The 17,626-nt window shown below is 44.0% G+C and carries 19 protein-coding genes; 7 read left to right on the forward strand and 12 right to left on the reverse strand.

What is annotated here, in order from left to right; translation table 11 throughout:
- Window positions 1-3 precede the first annotated feature (3 nt).
- From V7O66_RS09645 to yciH, 7 genes are all read right to left on the reverse strand, one after another.
- A complete protein-coding gene (locus tag V7O66_RS09645; protein ID WP_406660100.1) occupies window positions 4-696 on the reverse strand; it encodes a TIGR00153 family protein in 693 nt (230 codons plus the stop codon).
- Complete coding sequence (locus V7O66_RS09650) at window positions 693-1,730, reverse strand: inorganic phosphate transporter (RefSeq protein WP_406660101.1); 1,038 nt, start codon at window positions 1,728-1,730, stop codon at window positions 693-695. The genes V7O66_RS09645 and V7O66_RS09650 overlap by 4 nt, the downstream gene beginning before the upstream one ends.
- A 110-nt stretch (window positions 1,731-1,840) precedes the next feature.
- The gene (locus V7O66_RS09655; protein WP_406660102.1) at window positions 1,841-3,064 is read right to left on the reverse strand and encodes an Nre family DNA repair protein; all 1,224 of its coding nucleotides are present in this window, start codon (window positions 3,062-3,064) and stop codon (window positions 1,841-1,843) included.
- The gene (locus V7O66_RS09660) at window positions 3,061-3,441 is read right to left on the reverse strand and encodes a transcriptional regulator (RefSeq protein WP_406660103.1); all 381 of its coding nucleotides are present in this window, start codon (window positions 3,439-3,441) and stop codon (window positions 3,061-3,063) included. Before V7O66_RS09660 ends, V7O66_RS09655 begins: the two co-directional genes overlap by 4 nt.
- Window positions 3,442-3,443: 2 nt before the next feature.
- Entirely contained in the window at window positions 3,444-3,815 is a 372-nt protein-coding gene (locus tag V7O66_RS09665; RefSeq protein ID WP_406660104.1) for an iron-sulfur cluster assembly scaffold protein, read from the reverse strand.
- Between the two features lie 35 nt (window positions 3,816-3,850).
- The gene (nifS, locus tag V7O66_RS09670) at window positions 3,851-4,987 is read right to left on the reverse strand and encodes a cysteine desulfurase NifS (protein ID WP_406660105.1); all 1,137 of its coding nucleotides are present in this window, start codon (window positions 4,985-4,987) and stop codon (window positions 3,851-3,853) included.
- A 146-nt stretch (window positions 4,988-5,133) separates the two neighbouring features.
- Window positions 5,134-5,442 carry a stress response translation initiation inhibitor YciH gene (gene yciH, locus V7O66_RS09675; protein ID WP_406660106.1) on the reverse strand — a complete coding sequence of 103 codons (309 nt, stop codon included), beginning with the start codon at window positions 5,440-5,442 and terminating at the stop codon, window positions 5,134-5,136.
- 83 nt (window positions 5,443-5,525) lie between these two features.
- Here yciH and V7O66_RS09680 point away from each other — a divergent pair, with 83 nt between their 5' ends.
- Both V7O66_RS09680 and purL read left to right on the forward strand, forming a co-directional pair.
- Entirely contained in the window at window positions 5,526-5,882 is a 357-nt protein-coding gene (locus tag V7O66_RS09680) for a DUF192 domain-containing protein (RefSeq protein WP_406660107.1), read from the forward strand.
- A 105-nt stretch (window positions 5,883-5,987) separates the two neighbouring features.
- Window positions 5,988-8,135 carry a phosphoribosylformylglycinamidine synthase subunit PurL gene (gene purL / locus V7O66_RS09685; protein ID WP_406660108.1) on the forward strand — a complete coding sequence of 716 codons (2,148 nt, stop codon included), beginning with the start codon at window positions 5,988-5,990 and terminating at the stop codon, window positions 8,133-8,135.
- Between the two features lie 64 nt (window positions 8,136-8,199).
- Here the strand turns inward: purL and V7O66_RS09690 are convergent, their stop codons facing one another.
- A complete protein-coding gene (locus tag V7O66_RS09690) occupies window positions 8,200-8,850 on the reverse strand; it encodes a flavodoxin family protein (protein ID WP_406660109.1) in 651 nt (216 codons plus the stop codon).
- 290 nt (window positions 8,851-9,140) lie between these two features.
- Between V7O66_RS09690 and V7O66_RS09695 the strand changes: the two genes are divergently transcribed.
- Window positions 9,141-11,378, forward strand: coding sequence for a CDC48 family AAA ATPase (locus V7O66_RS09695; RefSeq protein ID WP_406660110.1), 2,238 nt, complete (start codon window positions 9,141-9,143; stop codon window positions 11,376-11,378).
- Between the two features lie 47 nt (window positions 11,379-11,425).
- The gene (locus V7O66_RS09700; protein ID WP_406660111.1) at window positions 11,426-11,704 is read left to right on the forward strand and encodes a PRC-barrel domain-containing protein; all 279 of its coding nucleotides are present in this window, start codon (window positions 11,426-11,428) and stop codon (window positions 11,702-11,704) included.
- A 45-nt stretch (window positions 11,705-11,749) separates the two neighbouring features.
- On the opposite strand, the gene V7O66_RS09705 is transcribed toward V7O66_RS09700, so the two are convergent.
- Complete coding sequence (locus V7O66_RS09705) at window positions 11,750-12,430, reverse strand: phosphoglycolate phosphatase (RefSeq protein ID WP_406660112.1); 681 nt, start codon at window positions 12,428-12,430, stop codon at window positions 11,750-11,752.
- Between the two features lie 89 nt (window positions 12,431-12,519).
- Window positions 12,520-13,500 (reverse strand): DNA repair and recombination protein RadA, encoded by a 981-nt coding sequence (radA, locus tag V7O66_RS09710; protein ID WP_406660113.1) that lies wholly within the window; start codon window positions 13,498-13,500, stop codon window positions 12,520-12,522.
- Window positions 13,501-13,646: 146 nt separating this feature from the next.
- On the opposite strand from radA, the gene V7O66_RS09715 reads away from it, so the two are divergent.
- From V7O66_RS09715 to V7O66_RS09725, 3 genes are read left to right on the forward strand one after another with little or no spacing between them, the layout of a single operon-like run.
- On the forward strand, window positions 13,647-14,108 hold the full coding sequence (locus tag V7O66_RS09715; protein ID WP_406660114.1) for a phosphopantetheine adenylyltransferase: 462 nt from the start codon (window positions 13,647-13,649) through the stop codon (window positions 14,106-14,108).
- A gap of 53 nt (window positions 14,109-14,161) precedes the next feature.
- Window positions 14,162-14,494 (forward strand): hypothetical protein, encoded by a 333-nt coding sequence (locus V7O66_RS09720; RefSeq protein ID WP_406660115.1) that lies wholly within the window; start codon window positions 14,162-14,164, stop codon window positions 14,492-14,494.
- Window positions 14,491-15,333, forward strand: a complete 843-nt coding sequence (locus V7O66_RS09725) for a TIM barrel protein (RefSeq protein WP_406660116.1) — start codon at window positions 14,491-14,493, stop codon at window positions 15,331-15,333. The genes V7O66_RS09720 and V7O66_RS09725 overlap by 4 nt, the downstream gene beginning before the upstream one ends.
- A gap of 23 nt (window positions 15,334-15,356) precedes the next feature.
- Here the strand turns inward: V7O66_RS09725 and V7O66_RS09730 are convergent, their stop codons facing one another.
- Entirely contained in the window at window positions 15,357-16,691 is a 1,335-nt protein-coding gene (locus tag V7O66_RS09730; RefSeq protein ID WP_406660117.1) for an energy-coupling factor ABC transporter ATP-binding protein, read from the reverse strand.
- Between the two features lie 9 nt (window positions 16,692-16,700).
- On the reverse strand, window positions 16,701-17,483 hold the full coding sequence (cbiQ, locus tag V7O66_RS09735) for a cobalt ECF transporter T component CbiQ (RefSeq protein ID WP_406660118.1): 783 nt from the start codon (window positions 17,481-17,483) through the stop codon (window positions 16,701-16,703).
- Between the last annotated feature and the right edge of the window lie 143 nt (window positions 17,484-17,626).

Here is a 17,626-nt window from a genome sequence, read left to right on the forward strand (position 1 = left end):
GGACTATCGTCTCAGTACCATAGTCCTTAGCCTGTCAGCAGCGTGCTCGGTTTTGTCTGCGATGTCACCAATACCGTCAACCAGACGTGCCAGATGGTAAACACCTGCTCCACCGATGCTATCTTCCTGCTGGAATACCTTTCCCATCAGTTCTTTTTCCACTACATCTACCTGGTGTTCCATCTCTTCCACTTTTACAACAAGTGCAAGGGTATCCTCTACATCCCTTTTACTAAAAGATGTTTCAAGAAGTTCACTGATAGTGGCAACAAGTTCCTCATAAAGCTCAACGGTTTCCAGTGATTTTGCCATCAGACCCAAAAATCCCTGACGAACTTCATCAGAAGCATTGAATTCCCTTAGAGTGAGCCAGTAGGACACTTCCTGTGCAACATCGGATATCGAATCCTGTGGCTTGAGGAAACTAAGCAGGTCGTCTGCATGAACTGGAAGCATTATTGAAGAGGAGAGCTCAGAGCGGATGGTCTGTTTGAGGACATCAGCCTCATGCTCTATTACATCAATATCATGGTTAAGTTCACTCACCCTCTGTGAGTTCCCTTCACAATAAGCTATAACAGCCTCGTTTAGTGCCTTTACAGCTTCGCCACCTTTGTTGGCATGCATCCCCAATGGTTTGAACGGGGAAGCAGCAAATATGTCCAGAACCGAACGAATATACTCTTTCTTTATCATAATCCAACCCCAAGAAGTGCTACAAATATAAGTGCAGATGTCAATGCTGCAACTGGAACGGTAACTACCCAGGAAACAACTATTTTCCCGATAACACTTAAGTCAACTGCTGCGAGACCACCAGCAAGACCTACGCCGATTACTGAGCCTACTAAAGTATGTGTTGTTGATATTGGGAGAGAGCTGTAACTATGCAGTACAACCACAGAAGCTGTTGCGAACTCTGCAGAAAAGCCCCTGGTAGGTGTAAGCTCGGTTATCTTTGTTCCGATGGTCTCAATGACACGATATCCCCACGTTGCAAGACCAATTACCATTCCAATACCACCTACTAGCATTACCCATACAGGAATTGAAACTCCGGCAAGACCCAATGAATTCATTCCTGCATAAATAGGACCTACTGCATTGGCAACATCATTGGAGCCATGTGCAAAAGCAATGTAACATGCGGTCAGGATCTGTAAGAAGACAAACTTTTTCTCTATATTATAAGGGTCATCGGCTTTCTGCAATATGAAATGCCGGATCAGTGAGAATATAATAAAAGCGATCACAGCGCCCAGAACCGGAGATACAAGCCAGCTACCAACGATCTTTGCAAGAACAGGCCAGTTGATCTCACCAAAAGCGATAATTCCTTTGAATGCGGCAATCAGGCCAAACCCAAGTACTGCACCTACTATGGAGTGAGTTGTGGATACAGGCAGATTGTAAAATGTTGCTAATGTGATCCAGAAACCTGCAGCAAGGACAGCTGCCAGCATTCCAAGCACCACAAGATGAGGATCAATAAGATTTATAGAATCTATGGGTACGATACCTTTGGCAATTGTGGATGTAACTTTTTTTCCAAAGAATACAGCCCCTATGAATTCAAAGGTCCCGGCTATAATGATAACCTGTTTTATAGATAGTGCGCCACTACCTACAGACGTTCCCATGGCATTTGCAAGGTCATTTGCCCCTATGTTCCATGCCATGTATAATCCTGCGAGGATCAATAATATTACTGTCGGATCAAAGAAATCCATTGTTTATGCTCTCCTAATTGAGGTTTATACCGCTAAATGCCCCTATAGATATAAACGTAGTTTGTATATTCTATATAGTACCCAATAATCTATATAGATATCGCAGAGGTTCACAAATACGAATCCAGAGTTCGCTGAGACCTTACATCAGACAGCATTTCTGCCTTTTTCATCCACTTAGCATTCGGCGTCATTATGCGTGTAGACATGTTCTCAAGAGCTTTTTCCACTGACTCGAATACCATGGGTTGAGTCTTCATAGCTTCCCGAACGCCCTCACGTACCACCCATACACCAAGAGGAGCCCAGTATTCCGGCCTGATCTCGCGCACCATGAATACGGTTGCCTGCCTTTTTATCCTATTCAGGTATTCCAGCGCAGACAGACGAGCTGCATAGTACCCGCCTGCAAGATTAGAGTAACCTTTCTTTCCCGTAACACCCTCACTATCCGACTCTATCCAGGTGTCAGCACCAGACCAGACAGTCTGGGGCATCCAGACCTCTATGAGCTCAAAGGAGAAAGCACGAGGGATGAACAATATCTCAAAATGATTGCCAAAAGCCCCTCCGCTGAAAACAAGTACCTCGTTCAATTGCTGATGATCCCTTATGCTGCCAAGCAGGTTCTTGCCAGCCAGGTCATCCACAGCAGTAATAGACCAGCGGGTAGGAACAAGACGACGCTCCTGCCCCAGCAAACCAATTGAAAAAAGTCGGGTTATATGCTCGTTTGGGATATTGCTGCCCCATAATTCGGAGATGGCATCCTTTGCAAGGGCATCCGTATCATAGACCAGTGCATCCACTTTTTTGGGAACCTTCGGATTATCAACTATATCAAAATCCTTAAGCTCACCTGTTGGACCCATGGGAGTGAGTACATTATCAAATTTCAATTTATTCTGTATGGGTTTGTTGAACCATGCCTCAGTATCAACCGGCTTTTTGGACAATGCCAGTTCCTGGGATTTCTCTATGAGAGGATTATCCGGGTTTATGGCATTCCTGACATTGACACTGGTACTCGCCCTTACTAGTTGTGAACGTGAAGAAATAATCTCCTGTATACCCATTTTCAGCAGTTCCCGGGGATCTTCCAGCTGCATGGACTCGTCACCCGTTAACCCAGAAGGGATCATCGGACCTGCCATTACCTCAGGATAATTACTGCGGCCTACAAAAACAGATGGTGGCGATGCACCAAAAATAGAAGTGCTACCTGAGCTCTTTGTAACAGTTGATTCAATGGATTTGAATTTTTCCAGGATAGGACAATAGGGGCGGCCGCAAAGTCCTTTCCCCTTACACTTAATGCAAAGATTCTCTTTCAATCCTCATTTTCTCCGCAAATTACACAGAAACCTGCATCTGGTTCATTCTTATCCAGCCATCCTGACTTCTGAACGTACTTGCAGACACCACACATACCCTGTACCTGATCCCTGGAACTTAAGCCAGCGAGAAGTTCTGCAGTAAATTTCCTGATCTCATCCCGGGTCTCTCCTGAAAAATCAACATCAGCACCACGTTTTGCACTTAAGTATTGTGATACGGCAGCTCTTGATAGATCCAGAACCTCTGCTGCTTCCTGCTGGGTGCGTCCGTGTTCGGATATGATAATACGGGCAATTTCAGCCCTTATGGCAGGCAAGACCTTCTGAACCATAATCTCACAAGTAGTTTTCACAATATCTTCCTCATTTTCCATTTTTAAGCTTTTTTGTTTTCCGTGTAATTCTCAATTGCTTTGTTAAGAGCATCAAGAGCAAAGCCGGAACATCGTCGTTTGCCTTCAGGCAAGCCATCCAGTGCATCCAGAACATCATCGTTTGTGATGTTTAGTGCTTCTTCCACAGTCTTTCCTTTTGCAAGCTGTGTCACCATTGTAGATGTGGATATAGCCACAACACAACCAAATGTCTTGAATTTCACGTCTGTGAGTACATTATCTTCCACTTTTATATAAATGGTGATTATGTCCCCATCAACGGTACTACCTACTTCACCTACGCCATCAGCGTCTTCTATCGTACCAACGTTAACCGGACCGGTGAATTGTTCTATGACCTTTTTCGAATACATCTTAATTCTCCTGAACAAAATATATATTCAAATCTTCACAAAGCTGACATTTCCCTTAGTCTGGAAATTGTTTCCTGCAAGCATGCTGCCATATAATCAATTTCTTCCATGGTGTTCTCTCTGCCAAGACTGATTCTCAGGGAACCGTGTATGTAATCCGGGCTCAATCCTATGGATGTTAGAACCCGCGATGCTTTCAGAGACCTGGATGAACAGGCAGAACCTGTGGAAACTGCAATGCCCTTAAGATCAAGCATCATAAGCATGGACTCGCCTTCCACTGACCTGAAACTCAGGTTCACGTTGTTTGGAAGACGCTTTACTGCATGACCATTCAGGCGCACATCATCAATGGAAGCAAAGACTTTTTCGATTAGAGAATCACGAAGTCCGGCCATGTATTTTGAATCTGTATCAAGGCGCTGTGCTGCAAGGTACATTGCCTCTCCAAGACCTATTATGCCGGGAATGTTCTCAGTCCCGGGGCGCAAATTACGCTCTTGTCCGCCTCCGAACATCAGGGCGTTCAGTTCAGTGCCTTCTCTTACGTAAAGAGCACCTGCACCTTTTGGACCATGTATCTTATGAGAGGACACTGACAACAGATCCACTCCGAGATCATTTACATCCACCGGTATTTTACCAATTGACTGCACCGCATCAGTATGGAAATATATACCCTTGTCCTTTGCCAGCTTCGATATCCCCCTGATCGGCTGAATGGTACCAATCTCGTTGTTGGCGTGCATCACAGATATCAGAGAGGTATTCTCTTTTATGGAACCTTCAAGTTCAGCAAGGTCGATTATTCCCTCATCATCAACAGGCACATAGGTCACCTCATGACCGATGCTCTCAAGATAGATACAGGTATTGAGAACCGCTGGATGTTCGATAACGGATGTAATAATATGAGCTTTTTGCCCTGTGCATTCATGCAGAATACCCCTTATGCCAAGATTGTCAGATTCTGTGCCGCCGGAGGTGAATATTATTTCATCTGCCTGTGCACCAATTGAATCAGCCACCTTCTGGCGAGCCATTGAAAGAGCTTCTGCTGCCTCCTGCCCAAATGAGTGCAAACTGGACGAATTGCCAAACTTTTCAGAAAAATAAGGGAGCATGGCATCAACTACCTGGGGGTCTACCGGCGTAGTTGCACTGTGATCCATGTAAACGTGTTCCATAGTACCTACATTAATTAGATTCTACTTACAATAAATAAATACCCTCTATCCAAGGTATTTGCTGAAAAATGTAAAGCAGAGATGAACCCTGCAAAGGTCATGTGAGAACTATGCCCACACAACAAAAAGAATTAATCTTTGATCTGATCAGGAGAGAAACCTTTCTCAATAAGAACTTGCTTCATGCGTCCAATATGGTTGCCCTGTAATTCCACAGAATTGCCTTTTACAGTCCCACCGCATGCGAACTTAGACTTAAGATAAGTGGATAGTTCATGAAGGTCGATCTCATGAGCATCAAGCCCCTCAACGACTGTAACTTCCTTACCATATCTTCTTCTGTTTACTTTGACAATTATTCTTTGCTGTTCCTTTGCCACTTCTTCGCAAATGCAAAGTTCTCCTGGCAATCCGCAGACTGAACACATTTCTGAACTCATCTTGTGATATATCCTCCGACATTATTATCTATTTTAAACACTCCATATGTTTATAATAAAATAGATGATTAGAGTAAATCTCGATGATATTAAAGTCTAATGGTAAATCAATTGCAACAGATATCGAATTTGCGTGTAGCATATTCAAGCAGGCACAGGGATTGATGTTTCGAAAAAGTATCCCTGATGATTACGCAATGATATTTGTTCTTAAGAAAAAAAGTAAAGTGTCATTGCACATGCTTTTTGTAAATTTTCCGATTGATGTTATCTTTCTGGATGAGAAAAAGAACGTTGTCAAGACTTCAGTTCTAAGACCATGGATAGGAACATGCTCATCCGACTCAAAGGTAAAGTACATCATAGAAACAAACCCAGGTACTGTTAAGAAAAGAGGAATTAAAAACGGCGATTCCATTTCTTTTGAAAATAAATGCTGACAACCCGCTTTTAATAACTGACAAATAGTCCCAAAGAAACGTTTATTACTCCCCGGGTGCTTTACAGCCTTAGAAATCAAGACTTTAAATACCCGAGGCACATAAATGTTACCTGAAGATGACTTAAAGATAGTAACTGAAAAGATGGGAAGGGAACCAAATCTCGTTGAACAGGGATGTTTCCTCAACCTTTGGAGCGAGCATTGTTCATACCGTTCAAGTGCACCATTGCTCAAAACATTTACAACTACTGGAGACCGGGTGATAATAGGCCCCGGGGATGATGCAGCAATTATCAAATTCGGAAATGGATGGGCTCTTGCAATAGGAATGGAAAGCCACAACCACCCATCATACGTAGACCCTTACAACGGTTCAGCAACCGGTGTCGGTGGAATCGTACGAGACATCATTTCCATGGGTGCACGTCCAATTGCATTGATGGACCCACTATATTTCGGACCTCTTAACAGTCCTAAGAATCTCTACCTTTTTGAACACATAATTGAAGGAATTGCAGGATACGGTAACTGTATCGGTGTGCCTGTGGTTCGTGGTGAGGCTTTCTTTGATGAATCATACAGCGGAAACCCACTGGTAAATGTCGTATGTGTGGGCCTTGCACGCGAGGAGAACATAGTCACAGCATGCGCACAGAAGGCAGGCAACAAGCTTGTCCTTATGGGATCCACAACCGGAAGAGATGGTCTTGGAGGAGCATCATTTGCATCCAGAGACCTTTCAGAGGATTCAGAGGCAGAAGACAGGCCAAGTATCCAGATAGGCGACCCATTCACCGAGAAACTCACAATTGAAGCTACCCTTGAAGCCATAGGCAAAGGATATGTGAAGTCATGCAGAGATCTTGGAGCAGCCGGGCTTGCAGGTGCAAGTTCTGAAATGGCAGCCAAAGGTGACCTTGGTATGTACATTATTGCTGATAATGTGATTCAGCGTGAAGCAAATATGACTCCCTATGAGATACTCATAGCAGAATCCCAGGAACGTATGCTTCTGGAAGTCGAGCCTGAAAATGTTGATGCTGTTCTGGATATTGCAAAGAAATATGACCTCAACGCCAGTTTGATAGGTGAACTTACCGAGAACATGGATTATGCCATTGAGTTTGAGGGAGAGAAAGTTGCAGATATCCCGGTCAAGCTCCTGACAGAGGGTGCACCTACCTTTGAGCGTCCTTCAGAGGCACCGGAACCACGTGATGAGGGTGAGAAACCAGAACTTCCACATGATCTAAAACAGGCTGTTATTGACCTGATATCATCCCATAACGTAGCTTCAAAGAAGTGGATATACAGACAGTACGATCATGAAGTGCAGGTCAGAACGGTACTCAAACCAGGAGATGACGCAGGAGTTTTGCGTATAGATGGAAACGAGGGTATTGCGCTGTCCTGCGGATGCAACCCAAGACACACACTGCTCGACCCATATATCGGTGGAAAGGGAATCGTTGTGGAAAATGCAATGAACCTTGCAGTGAAAGGTGCACGTGGAATTGCCATCGTGGACTGCCTTAACTTCGGTAACCCTGAAAGACCGGACATCTACTGGCAGTTCAAACATGCCATTCTCGGACTCGGAGATGGAGCAAGAGACCTTTCAATACCTGTTGTAGGTGGAAACGTCTCACTTTACAACGAAAGCGGAGAATTCAATACCGCGATCCTGCCCACACCATCCATTGGTCTTGTAGGACACACCGAGAATGTCAGCGCAACACCATCCGGAATATTCACAAATGAAGGCGATACGATAATCCTTGTTGGCGTCACAAAGGACGAACTTGGTGGTTCTGAATACTACGCCCTTAAGGGAATAGAGCTAAACGGAAAAGTTCCAACGGTACCGGACAATGCAACAGCCGTCATCGACACACTTATCGATCTTGTGCAGAGCGGAAAACTGACAGCATCCCATGACCTGTCCCTTGGAGGACTTGCAGCTGCACTCTGTGAGATGTGCGAGAACATTGGTGCGAATGTGGACCTGTCTGCTGTGGCCGAGGGACTTCGAGCTGATGATATACTATTCTCAGAATCTCATTCAAGAGCTATCATTACAAGTTCAGAACCGGAAGCTGTGCAGGAAATGTTGAAGGACATACCCCATGTGGTCATAGGTACTACCGGAGGCAGAGATCTCAGCATCACTGGAAATGGAATGGACCTGAAACTTTCAGTTGAAGAAATGAATGAGGCAAGAAACAGCCTCATGAATTTGATGATGGAATAATCCATCATCTTTTCATAAAAAATAATTCTTTTTTTCTGACATCCATACTGCCAGAAGTATCTATTTAATCGCTCTCTTCGGCGGCCTCTGCATACAGTTCCATGATATTCGTTGGAATTGGATTGTCCTTCAACAGCTTTGCAAAGTATGCAAGATTGTGTACCATGTAGCGAACTGTCTTATTGGTGTAAAGGTGTCTTTCTCCCCCTGCTTCGATATAACTTGGACCAGGACCTGCAGGACCCACCCAGTAACTGTCCACGTTCGGTGGGATAGTACATCCAAGGTGTGTCAGGTTGAACAGAGTGTTTGCTGCAACATCATGGGCACCGTCCTCGTTCCCTGTAATCAGAACGCCACCTACCTTCCCGTATAGAGGGAACTGACCTGTCACATGATCGCTTTCCTCATACATACCATCAAGTCTTTCCATTACAAGCTGAGCCACAGATGAGCGAACCCCGAACCAGATAGGAGAGCCAATTACAAGTATGTCACTCTCTTTTATCTTTTTCAGGATCGCAGGCCATTCATCACCCTCACCCTCATCCGACGAGACACCAAACTTCACATTATAGTCCGTGACCCTTATGACCTCACTTTCAATATCCATTTCTGCAAACAGTTTGACTGCCTTGTCTATCAGTGCCCTTGTGTTGGAGACTTCAGGAGACCTCTTCAAAGTACAATTCAGAAATAATGCTTTAAACCCCATACATATTAATGGGATTTTAATAAGTTAAAAATATTTCCATGTACCCTATCCGAATGAAACAAGTGCTCAGACAAGTTGATGCACGTCCATTAATTCAATTTACAGGAATGTAGCAGAATAGTATCCAATACTACATATATTAATATACAGAGCATATATCTAAACATTCCAGGAAGAAAAACAGTGTTAACCACCTCCTAAAACCATATCTATTTTAAGTATTGGAATGAAATAAGTATTGCAAATAACGATCAAATTATATATTTAAAATAATTATAAGGATGAAACCAATGGACGAAGTACAGATTAAAGTGGAGAAAGCGCATCCAAATGATTTTGGAAGGGGAATTATCCGTCTGGACCCCACAACACTTCTCAGCCTTCAACTATCACCCGGAGATATCGTTGAGATCGAAGGGAAAAGAACAACTGCCGCCAAGGTATGGAGAGCAGAAAGGCAGGATTGGGGACTGGGTATTGTCCGTATTGATGGTTTTATCAGACAGAATGCAGGAGTTAGCATCAGCGAAAGGGTCACTATCAGAAAAGCCGATGTTGTGACCGCTACCAAAGTTGTCCTTGCACCACCAGAAGGTGTGACTATGGAATTTGGTGACCACATCAGTGAGATCATCAAGAGGAATATAATGAAACGCCCTCTTGTGGAAGGCGATGTGATCCCGATCATCAGTTCAATGACACAACCAATGACAAGCCAGGTTGGAGGCGGGCAGGCAATACCACTCATTGCTGTTGAAGCTGAACCTGAAGATAGCATCCTTATCATAGGAGAATTCACTGAGGTCGAACTGCGCCAAAAGCCAGTAAGGGGATATGATGGTGCTACAAGAGGAGTTACCTACGAGGACATAGGCGGACTCGGTACTGAGATCCAGCGTGTCAGAGAGATGATAGAGCTCCCGCTGAAACATCCTGAACTTTTCCAGAGATTGAACATCGAACCTCCGAAAGGTATCATCCTTTACGGGCCACCAGGCACAGGAAAGACCCTTATTGCAAAGGCAGTGGCTAACGAATCAAGAGCAAATTTCCTCTATGTCGCAGGCCCCGAGATAATGGGCAAGTACTATGGAGAGAGCGAAGAAAGGATACGTAAGATATTCGAGGAAGCGGAAGAAGATGCTCCTTCTATCATATTCATCGATGAGATAGATTCCATTGCACCAAAGAGACAAAACGTCACCGGCGAGGTTGAACGCAGGGTCGTTGCCCAGCTTCTCACCATGATGGACGGTCTGGAAGAACGTGGCCAGGTAGTAATTATAGGTGCTACTAACCGGGTTGACGCCATCGACCCAGCACTGCGCAGACCTGGAAGATTTGACAGGGAAATTGAGATCGGAGTGCCAGACAAGGAAGACCGACTCGAGATATTGCAGATCCACACAAGAGGAGTACCTCTTGGAGAAGATGTAGATGACGATTTCATGGATTATCTTGCAACTCATACACAGGCCTTTGTAGGTGCAGACATGCTGTCGCTGGTGCAGGAAGCTGCAATGAGGTCACTCAGACGGGCATTGCCGGACATCAACCTTGAGGACGAGGATATACCACAGGAGATCCTTGATACCATCACCGTCTGTAAAGAGGACTTTGAGAGTGCACTTCGAGAGATTGAACCTTCCGCCATGAGAGAAGTACTCGTTGAAATTCCATCTGTGAAATGGTCAGATGTAGGCGGACTGGATAAAGTAAAACAGGAAATCGTTGAAGCAGTGGAATGGCCACTGACCAAGCCTGATAAGTTTGTGCAGATGGGGATCAAGCCGCCAAAGGGAGTATTACTGTTCGGACCTCCGGGAACCGGAAAAACACTAATTGCCCAGGCTGTTGCCAATGAAGCAAACGCCAATTTCATCAGCGTCAAAGGACCTCAGATGCTCTCAAAATGGGTAGGCGAATCCGAAAAGGCAATAAGGGAAACTTTCAAGAAGGCAAGACAAGTAGCCCCTTGTATCGTGTTCTTCGATGAGATCGATTCCATCGCACCCATGCGAAGTGCAACTTCAGAGGATGGTAAGGTATCAGAAAGGGTAGTTAACCAGCTGCTTACCGAACTTGACGGACTGGAACCATTGAAGGAAATAGTGGTAATTGCAGCCACCAACAGACCTGACATCATTGACCCTGCACTCTTAAGATCAGGGCGCTTTGACAGGATAGTGCTTGTGGGACAATCCACACTGGCAGGAAGAAAGAAGATATTCAATATACACACAAGAAACATCCCACTTGGGGACGATGTGAGTATTGAGGAATTAGCCAGGATCACTGAAGGTTTTGTTGGTGCAGATATTGAATCAGTTTGTAGAGAAGCTGTTATGCTTGCACTCAGAGATGATTTTGAGAATGAAAAGATAGATATGAAATATTTTAACCAAGCACTGAATAAGGTAAGGCCCACATTAACAGAGAATCTTGTAGAATACTATGAGAAGATACAGGCACAGTTCAAGGGCGGTATCAAAAAGGAAGAACCAAGTTCTTATATAGGATACAGGTAGATATATCAAAAATTTTAATAACACTTTTATATCCAGGGGTGAATAATATGGCAAACGTTTTTGCAAAAAACCTTTCCAGCAAACAGGTAATGGCAACCGATGGAACAGAGATCGGCATCCTATTTAACATAGTGATGGATGTAAAGACAGGTAATCTGATCAACCTGATAGTTAAACCTGACATGAGTCTGGACACATCCAGATACCAGGCAGATGGCCAGTATATCATGCTACCATTTGAGTCAGTAAGAGCAATCAAAGACTACATTGTTGTGGACAAGAACCTTGCAAAGGGTCTTCCCACAGAAACATATGTAGAAGCATAATGGCAAAGTGATATCACTTTGCATTTTTCTTTTTTAATATCGATATTACAGTAGTCCTTTTGATAGCAAATGGTCAATAGCTTCTGCTGTGCCATCCCCATATGAGGATTCTGCCACATAGTCGGCTATATCCTTCACAAAATCATCAGCATTTCCCACAGCAACAGCTAACCCTGCGGTTTCGAGGAGTTCTACATCATTTATAGAGTCACCAATTGCCACAAAATCAGATACCTTAAGTCCCATTAATTTAGATATTTCTATCAGACCTGTGCCTTTATTGATTCTGGAACTTTTTATATGGATCGCAAAGTGAGTATCAATTATTTCCACATCAAAATCCTGAGCTTCAAGTATCTTTTTTGCCCCATCAAAATCGAAATCCTTTTTAAGCACTATTTCCGTGCGCCTGTGTAAAGGGTCGAGTTTTGTTAGTTCAAATTTACCTGAAAGAAAATCAAATGCCTTTTGACATTCCCCGATCTCATCCGACACTAAAGGTTCACTGTCAAATCCAGTGGTGACAATGCCACCGTTCTCGGCAATTATGTTACAGCATACCCCAATCAGTTTGGAAGCCGCCTTGGCATAGCAAAGAATGTTACCTGTGGCCAGTACCACCGGAACATCCAGTGTTCTCAATTTGGCAACAGCCTCAAGACTAAGACTTCTATCAGCATGAGTTATAGTTCCATCTATGTCAATTGCCAGGGCTTTGAACTTCATAAGCAACAGATAAAGGGAGAGGGATTAAAATGTTTCTGTTAGCCTTTCGAAGGAGGGGATAAGGGATCTGCATTGCAGCCCTACAAATATCATGGATCTTGCAATCCAGCAGTAGTTACAGAAATAATTGCCTCGCCATCTGGCAGGTTTGGTGAGTCGACCAGTTTAACGATTCTTTTATCACCCTTTGACTTTCGCAGGTAGAGCCTGAATGTGGAAGTGTGACCCAGAATATGCCCACCTATAGGTTTTGTGGGATCTCCGAAGAAGGCATCGGGCTTTGACATCACCTGATTTGTCACCAAAACAACGGCGTTGCAGAGATCACCAAATCTCTGGAGACCATGCAGGTGTTTGTTTAATTTCTGCTGCCTGTCGGCAAGTGTTCCCCTACCTATATATTCAGCTCTGAAGTGAGCTGTGAGAGAATCAACGATCAATAGCCTTACAGGATGATCGGTATTCTTTAGTTCATTTGCAAGTTCCATTGCGGAATCGACAAGGAGAATTTGATGATTGGAATTATATGCACGTGCAACGTGTATATTCTTGAGAAACTCTTCGTGATCATATTCGGTCCCGTATTTTACAGAAAGCCCTTCAACCATCTGTTCTATTCTTTCCGGCCTGAATGTGTTCTCGGTATCGATGATGATAACAGAACCACCAAGGCCACCCTGCTCCCGGGGCAATTGCACATTCACTGCCAGTTGGTGTGCAACCTGTGTTTTACCTGAACCGAATTCACCATACATTTCAGTAATTGCCTGAGATTCTATCCCGCCACCCATCATTTCATCAAATTCCACACAGCCGGTGGAGAGCTTTCCAACAAGTTTCCTGCGCTCAAACACAAGATCCCCGGTCTCAAAACCGCCTATATCAGCGGATTGCCGTGCAGCCAGAATTATTTTTGCAGCAGTTGATTCACCAATATCAGCAGATGTTGCCAGTTCTGCAGGTGATGAAACTGCAATCGCTTCGATGGTCGTAAATCCCGCATCCATTAATTTTTGAGCGGTTGCCGGACCTACATGGTCAAGATCTTCCAGTAAAACTTCTTCAGACATATGATTACTCCTTAGGTGCACATGTTTCCTTGTGGTGCACAGTTATCCATTTGTATAGTGCTGCGGCTATATATACATGGAGTAAGCGGGGTGAAAGTATTCAGAGTGTAAAAAGACTTATCACATGAAGAGAACATTACGAAGCGATGGCAAAGGTAGTGATAGGCGGCACCTTTGAGTGTCTGCATGACGGACATCGCAAATTGCTCAACAAGGCATTCGAACTTGCCGACGGCCAAGCTGTGGACATAGGCCTGACCTCCAATGAAATGGCAAATAAAAGAGAGCGTCATGTGCCCGATTACTCCATTAGAAAGGAAAAACTGCAGAACTATCTTAAAACCATTTCAGAAAAAGATCTGTCCTTCAATATCATCCAACTGGATGAACCTTATGGGAAGACACTGGAAGAAGATTATGATTTTATTGTGGTTTCCCCGGAAACATATCCCGTTGCCCTTAAGATCAACAGCATCCGGAAAGAGAATGGGAAAAGAGAAATTAACATTGTCGAAGTTGGTTTCGTACTTGACGAGGATGAAAAACCCATATCATCCACCCGGATAATAGGCGGGGTCATTGATATCCACGGACACCTGAGACCCTGATGTTTTACCCAAAGAGGATATGATTTATTTACTATTCCTGACAACTAATCAGCATGGGCAGAGAATTCACTGAAATGGACATTCGAATATTCAACAAACTTGCACCTGAACTTAATGGAAACTTTATGTCAAATGCAGGACACCCATACCCATTCATTTTAAGACCAATATCACATAAGGTTGTAGAATCCTCCGAAGATTTTAGAGAAAGACTTGAAAGACTTGATGCAGAGGAACTTGACCATATTGTCCAGCTTGCAATTGAAGGAAAGGAAGATATTCGTTCACTCGACGAAGATGATATTGATTCCATCATGGAACTTGTTGAAGAGAAATTGTCCACTGAAAGATTAAAGGAAATGAAAGCAGCACTTGGATTTGCATGATTAAAAGACCCGATAGATTACTTTTTGGAACTGCAGGAACCCCAAAAAGCTCCACGAAAAGGAGCAGTATTGGGGGCATAGAAAAAGTAAGGGAGCTTGGGCTTGACTGCATGGAACTTGAATTTGTCCGTGGGGTCAAGATGGGCGAAAGCACTGCAATGGAAGTCCTCAAAAAGTCCGAGGATGAGAATGTGGCTTTGAGTGTGCATGCACCTTACTACATCAACCTTAATTCTGCTGAACCTGAGAAGATAGATGCCAGTATCGAAAGGATATACAAAGCTGCGAAGATCGGAAGCCTCTGCGGAGCAAGGAACATCGTATTCCATCCGGCATATTATCACAAGGACAGTCCTGAAAGTGTTTTCAAAAAAGTGGTAGCTTTGCTGGAAGACCTTTCTAAGCGCCTGGAAGATGAAAACATCAATGTGATCCTGCGCCCTGAGACCACAGGAAAGCCCTCACAATTCGGAAATCTGGAAGAAACATTGAAGCTTGGTGCCGAGATTGAGAATGTACTCCCATGCATTGATTTTTCACACCTGTATGCACGCTGTTGCGGTGAGCAGAACAGCTATGAGGACTTTGCATCAGTCCTTGGAAAAGTGGAAGAGGAGCTGGGAAGAACTGCACTGGAGGATATGCATATGCATGTTTCAGGCATAGAATATGGCCCCAAGGGAGAAAAGAACCACCTCAACCTCGAAAACTCAGACCTGAACTATAGCAGCATTTTGCAGGCCTTGAAGGATTTTAATGTAAAGGGGCCGCTCATCTGTGAAAGTCCGGATAATGAAGGCGATGCACTGCTATTAAAAGAAACATTTTACGCACCCTAAGCGTGAAATGTCTTCAATTAACCCTACTTTTTTGCCCCAGGCTGCCCGTCATCCTTTGCATTCACAACACTTACAGGCAGATTGATGCCACTTTTTTCGATATAACTCCTTATTCTCTCAAGCGCATGGTCAACCATTCCACCGCCAGTCATTATAAGGCACCTCTGTCCTGATAGCGCATTGAGTATGGAGCGGTCAATTACCCCAGCGGTCACATCCAGATAAATATCGTCCTGCTCTGCAAGCAACTTACTTTTTTTACCCATGGCGCCCAGGCATTCGAATCCATCCCTTTCGATTATACCCAGCATCTCATCACGGGAATAATCAGTGGTATCATAGATCCCTATGGAGCCTGCCCTGAAGGTTTTCCTGTCCAGCTCAACTATTGCAAGGCCGTCATTGTGAAGGTGGAGGACATTACCATTTACTGCCTCATATGCAGAATCCTGTGCAAACTCACCATAGAGAATGCCCAGATTGATGCTGTCCCCTTCCTTCACCTCAGGTGGTACATCCACCCACATCAGATGCTGCGGACGCAATGTGTGAACAAGGTCAGGAATGTCACGGGGACAACACTGGGAACGTGCAAGTCCTCGTCTTTTTATCTCCTCATACATCTCAAGGGTGACCGGTTTTCTCAGATAGGCATCTTTCAGGTTCTCCGTCTGCGTGAATATATCCTCAGGACTGCCTTCACTGACAACCTTACGCTCATTCATAAGGAAAACATAATCTGCCCAGCGGTATGCAAGATCCACATCATGAGTGGAGATGATGATGGTCTTCCCGAAATAGTTCAGCTCATTAAGCAGGTCCATTACCTCATCCGCACCCACCGGATCGAGATTGGAAAGTGGTTCGTCAAGAATTATCACCTCAGGGTCCATGGCAACAATACCGGCAATGGCAACCCTCTTTTTCTGCCCACCGCTAAGATGGTGAGGAGGTTTGCCCTTGATATCAGTAAGCCCGACATACTCAAGGGTTTCATCCACTATCTTCTTTACCTTCTCTTTATCGTAATCCAGATTGGTAGGACCAAAAGCAACGTCCTGATAGATGGTGGGTGCGAATATCTGGTCATCAGAGCTCTGGAAAACTATACCCACGTTCTTTCTTAGATCACGAAGGGACCTGGAATCGTATTTAATGGGCTGGCCATGGAAGAGAACCTGACCCGACTTTGGCCTGTGCGTACCGTTAAGTGTGAGGAAAAGCGTGGATTTTCCTGAACCATTTCGACCAACGAAGGCTATCTTCTTGCCTTTTTCAATTTTTATATTGATATTTTCCAGGGCAAGAGTGCCGTCAGGATAAGAGTAACTAAGATCTTTTGTTTCCAGTATCGTCACTTCTTCACCTCAAATAACTAGAATGTCCCTTGTATAATAGAATACTATGATTATAAAAATAAAGTAAAGCGATGTCAGTACGATCTCAGGGAGCATCACCGGTCTTTTTTCATCAAGCACTATCAGTTTTCCATCATAGCATCTTGAATTCATGGACAGATACAGCTTTTCACCCTGCTCCCATGACCTTATGAAAAGGTTGGTCCCCAGCATGACCATGGACCTAAACGATGTCCTGAAGTCCTTGTAACCCAGGCGCATCAGCTGTGCATATCTAATTCCTGCGGCAACATCGAGAAAAACAAAGATGTAGCGATACATCATCATGGCAATCTCAATGAAGGAATCCGGGAACTTCGTTGCCTTGAGAACCGAGAAGAGTTCTATCATAGGAGTGGTTAGAGAGAGGAAGAACAGGCAGGACATACCACCCAATGTCCTAGAAAGCACCAGCAAGGCCATGCTAAGACCCGCAGAACTAACGCCAAGTGTATAACCAAATACATCAAAAGAAAAAAGCTTGGAACCCTCTCCGAAGAAAAAAGCTATGATAACAACACTGACAAGTACAAAACCTGCAGGAACCGCCAGTATCCGGAAATAGAATTTTGCAGGCACCTTGCCAAAGAATATGGTTGCAAAACTCATACACACGGCAATTAGAAAAGGAGTGATCGGAGAGGAAGATGAAACTCCTACAAGTACACCAAAGGCAACAATTGACAGCTTGAGCCAGTTGTTCTTGGCCCTTAAAGGGCTCAATATCGCATAATCATCAAGAATATATGCCATGTTAAATCACTTTTTGGATTATAAAAAATGAACTTTACTTTATTTATTCGTGTTCAATTGTTTAAAACATCATGCCAATGACATATAATTATTTCGGTTGAAAACAATAGCAGTAACACGATATATGCACAAATTATAACACG

Origin of the sequence: Methanolobus sp. ZRKC3, from assembly GCF_045291275.1 — an archaeon.
Lineage (GTDB): Archaea > Halobacteriota > Methanosarcinia > Methanosarcinales > Methanosarcinaceae > Methanolobus.

Coding starts and splice junctions, on each gene's coding strand:
- V7O66_RS09645 (WP_406660100.1), bottom strand. CDS start 696: ATGATAAAGAAAGAGTATATTCGTTCGGTTCTGGACATATTTGCTGCT.
- V7O66_RS09650 (WP_406660101.1), bottom strand. CDS start 1,730: ATGGATTTCTTTGATCCGACAGTAATATTATTGATCCTCGCAGGATTA.
- V7O66_RS09660 (WP_406660103.1), bottom strand. CDS start 3,441: ATGGAAAATGAGGAAGATATTGTGAAAACTACTTGTGAGATTATGGTT.
- V7O66_RS09665 (WP_406660104.1), bottom strand. CDS start 3,815: ATGTATTCGAAAAAGGTCATAGAACAATTCACCGGTCCGGTTAACGTT.
- nifS (WP_406660105.1), bottom strand. CDS start 4,987: ATGGATCACAGTGCAACTACGCCGGTAGACCCCCAGGTAGTTGATGCC.
- yciH (WP_406660106.1), bottom strand. CDS start 5,442: ATGAGTTCAGAAATGTGTTCAGTCTGCGGATTGCCAGGAGAACTTTGC.
- V7O66_RS09680 (WP_406660107.1), top strand. CDS start 5,526: ATGATATTAAAGTCTAATGGTAAATCAATTGCAACAGATATCGAATTT.
- purL (WP_406660108.1), top strand. CDS start 5,988: ATGTTACCTGAAGATGACTTAAAGATAGTAACTGAAAAGATGGGAAGG.
- V7O66_RS09690 (WP_406660109.1), bottom strand. CDS start 8,850: ATGGGGTTTAAAGCATTATTTCTGAATTGTACTTTGAAGAGGTCTCCT.
- V7O66_RS09695 (WP_406660110.1), top strand. CDS start 9,141: ATGGACGAAGTACAGATTAAAGTGGAGAAAGCGCATCCAAATGATTTT.
- V7O66_RS09700 (WP_406660111.1), top strand. CDS start 11,426: ATGGCAAACGTTTTTGCAAAAAACCTTTCCAGCAAACAGGTAATGGCA.
- V7O66_RS09705 (WP_406660112.1), bottom strand. CDS start 12,430: ATGAAGTTCAAAGCCCTGGCAATTGACATAGATGGAACTATAACTCAT.
- radA (WP_406660113.1), bottom strand. CDS start 13,500: ATGTCTGAAGAAGTTTTACTGGAAGATCTTGACCATGTAGGTCCGGCA.
- V7O66_RS09715 (WP_406660114.1), top strand. CDS start 13,647: ATGGCAAAGGTAGTGATAGGCGGCACCTTTGAGTGTCTGCATGACGGA.
- V7O66_RS09720 (WP_406660115.1), top strand. CDS start 14,162: ATGGGCAGAGAATTCACTGAAATGGACATTCGAATATTCAACAAACTT.
- V7O66_RS09725 (WP_406660116.1), top strand. CDS start 14,491: ATGATTAAAAGACCCGATAGATTACTTTTTGGAACTGCAGGAACCCCA.
- cbiQ (WP_406660118.1), bottom strand. CDS start 17,483: ATGGCATATATTCTTGATGATTATGCGATATTGAGCCCTTTAAGGGCC.